This is a genomic window from Bradyrhizobium sp. Arg237L, assembly GCF_029990105.1.
Classification (GTDB): Bacteria; Pseudomonadota; Alphaproteobacteria; order Rhizobiales; family Xanthobacteraceae; genus Bradyrhizobium.
This window is the reverse complement of record NZ_JAQMIL010000162.1, coordinates 1-2,480: the sequence shown is the minus strand read 5'-3', so window position 1 is coordinate 2,480 and position 2,480 is coordinate 1. Positions and strand designations below refer to the sequence as shown.

Below are 2,480 nucleotides of genomic sequence, written 5' to 3'. Positions count from 1 at the left end.
GAAACCCGGGTATTCGTAACCTGATCGCTTCTTTACTCGGTCGCCTACATTGAACGGTGCGTTAATTCCCCATGGCCGCCTCAGTTGGCGGCCTCTTTCATATCAGGCCAAGCCGGGAATGTCGCCTGTTGGCCCTTCTCGGACATGCTGAGTGCTTCTTTCGATGTCTGCTCCTGAGGGAAGAACGGACCCGCAGCAGATCAGATGCGACTTCCGAAATACTCATAGCGGCGCGCAATTTCATTGGTTGCGGACGAAGATCGAGCCGGCACCCGGCGCCTGCGCACGCCGCCGACATTGTCGCGAACGGGTCGTCACGCATATCTCTCGCGAGGTCTCGTCGTGTTGCGAACTCTTGAAGGTTGGAGATGACCATGAGCAATGAGTCACGCCGCTTAGCCGGCATTCTTCTGATCGTTCTGCCGACGGTCATGTATGGTGGCGTAAGCCTCCTTTCTCTTCTGATCGGCGACCCGAAGTACATGGAGAACCCGTTGCGCCAGGATTTGTGGCGCGCCGGCCATGCACATGCGGGCGTTTGGCTCGTCCTGGCGCTCGTGGCGCTGCGCTACGTGGATGAGGCCAAGCTCTCGAATGCGATGAAATGGCTTGTGCGAGGTTCGATTCCTATCGCCGCAATCCTGGTGCCGGCGGCTTTTTTCCTGTCCGTCTTGTCGCCTGACGCGAAGGCCCCGAACGGGCTCATCTATCTCGCCTACGTCGGCGCAGCGCTGCTGGCAGTCGGCGTGTTCGTCCTCGGCGTTGGCCTCGTCAGGCGTCCGGCGCAACGATCTTGAGTGATGTCAACTTTCCTTCCTTGAGGGGAAAAGCGCCAACGGGCATTATTTTCCTATGTAGACCATGCTGTGATGCAATGCATCCTATTGCCCTCCGGTCCAGGCTTGTGAAAACAAAAACGAGCGCTGCGGCGGTGCGACTGGCGATTTAAGGAGCTTAGCAGTGTGTCAGGAGGTTTGACCTAATACGTCCCCAATATGCTTTAAGTGTCCGTGGTCGCATTGGACGGAGGCGGGACGAGTTAAACAAGCGCTCCTTGAGCCAATCGCCGGCTGCCTAAAGCTACGCAGTGCAAAGGCATTTCCCGAGCACGCGTTGTTGCGATTTGGTCTCGGCGAGTGGATGCTGTCAGCGCAGGCACAAAGGAGGGCAGTATGAGCAAGGGCACTCTCGACAACCGCCACCGCAACACGGACGGAGAAATCAGCGCCAAACACGGAAACACCCTCATTCGCACGTTGCGCGAGGTGTACGGCCGGAGTTTCGCAGCAGGCTATCCTGACACCGAGAAGCTCCGCGAGGTTCTACTTAAGCTGAACGAGACATCGTTGAGCCAGCTCCGCCGTGATCATGAGACCGGCCACTTGGAGCACAAGATCACCAAAGCCTCGAAGTAAGGCCGTTAGGTCCCGCGGCGGTGCGTCTAGGAGCTGGGGCGACCAATCTGTTGCAACAAAAGGAGACGACAACGGGTGGCACGATCCAATCGGTCAAGCGAAATGAGGAAGGCATGCTCCTCTTCATCGGCAAGAGCGTTCGCTAAACCATTTGCATGGGTCCACGCGGTTTGGCGTGTCTCAAAGGTGTTAATAGCTTCCATGACCCGAGTTGCCGATCCGCAGCGTAAAGTCACGGCTCGCAAATGTGAGGTCTGCGGTGAGCCGATGCAGCATTTAGGTGATTTGCCAAATACAGCGCGATTTTCCGCCGTGAGCGCATTCCGCCGCTACAGTGCAAGTGCGTCGCGCGGGAGCCGTGGCACTGAACTGGAATGGCGTGAAGCCGCGTGCCCTTGTGGATGATTGTATTTGCGAAAGCGCTAGAAAAACGATTTGACCATCAGCCCTGCTACGCGGGCATCCTGTATGAATGTATGCGCTTCCTCATTGGACATAGTTAGGTCAACGCCGCCGAGGAATTCCTCTCCTTTGGGTGTGTTCGCACGGAACGTCGTCTCGTGTCTGCCGATATCAACCGTATAATCAATGTCGCTTTGTGCTTCGGGCATGGCATCTTCCTCCGATCCCGAAGCCAGTATACTGTGCCCATTTTAACAGGTCATACAAGGCTGCAATTACGAGATAACGCTCGGTCGCGGTCGATTGCGATTGGGAGCGACCTCAACAATATTGGTGGCCGATCCCGGAGACCCCGCGATGTTCGCCGGCATCGGCAATATGCTCGCGCTCTATCGTCACCACAAAGCCGTCATGAGCCGCGCAAAGGCCTGTGACGATTGCCAGATGAAAAGTGCGCCCAAAACGACCACGGCCCCCGCCCCCTAAAAACGAGTCAGAGCCGTCCAGACGGCCGGATAATTCTTTGTTGCTTCGCAAAGGGAGAATGACTGGTGGTGAGGACGGGTCCTGCCGAACAGGGCAACGACCGCTATTGGCCCGTACGCGACTAGCCAGCCCCTCGGCCTCACGTCAACTCTTTGGGGTAGACCGGACTTGGTCGCG

The 2,480-nt window shown here is 57.2% G+C and carries 4 protein-coding genes; 3 read left to right on the top strand and 1 reads right to left on the bottom strand.

The window, feature by feature from the left end; genetic code table 11:
* The first annotated feature begins 374 nt into the window (after nucleotides 1-374).
* Both OZ411_RS42685 and OZ411_RS42680 read left to right on the top strand, forming a co-directional pair.
* Nucleotides 375-797 (top strand): hypothetical protein, encoded by a 423-nt coding sequence (locus OZ411_RS42685; protein ID WP_282532760.1) that lies wholly within the window; start codon nucleotides 375-377, stop codon nucleotides 795-797.
* Between the two features lie 375 nt (nucleotides 798-1,172).
* A complete protein-coding gene (locus OZ411_RS42680; protein ID WP_282532759.1) occupies nucleotides 1,173-1,415 on the top strand; it encodes a hypothetical protein in 243 nt (80 codons plus the stop codon).
* A 422-nt stretch (nucleotides 1,416-1,837) separates the two neighbouring features.
* Here the strand turns inward: OZ411_RS42680 and OZ411_RS42675 are convergent, their stop codons facing one another.
* Nucleotides 1,838-2,026: a hypothetical protein gene (locus tag OZ411_RS42675; RefSeq protein WP_282532758.1), complete on the bottom strand. Its 189-nt coding sequence runs from the start codon at nucleotides 2,024-2,026 to the stop codon at nucleotides 1,838-1,840.
* A gap of 148 nt (nucleotides 2,027-2,174) precedes the next feature.
* Here OZ411_RS42675 and OZ411_RS42670 point away from each other — a divergent pair, with 148 nt between their 5' ends.
* Nucleotides 2,175-2,303, top strand: coding sequence for a hypothetical protein (locus OZ411_RS42670; protein ID WP_282532757.1), 129 nt, complete (start codon nucleotides 2,175-2,177; stop codon nucleotides 2,301-2,303).
* The last annotated feature ends 177 nt before the right edge of the window (nucleotides 2,304-2,480 follow it).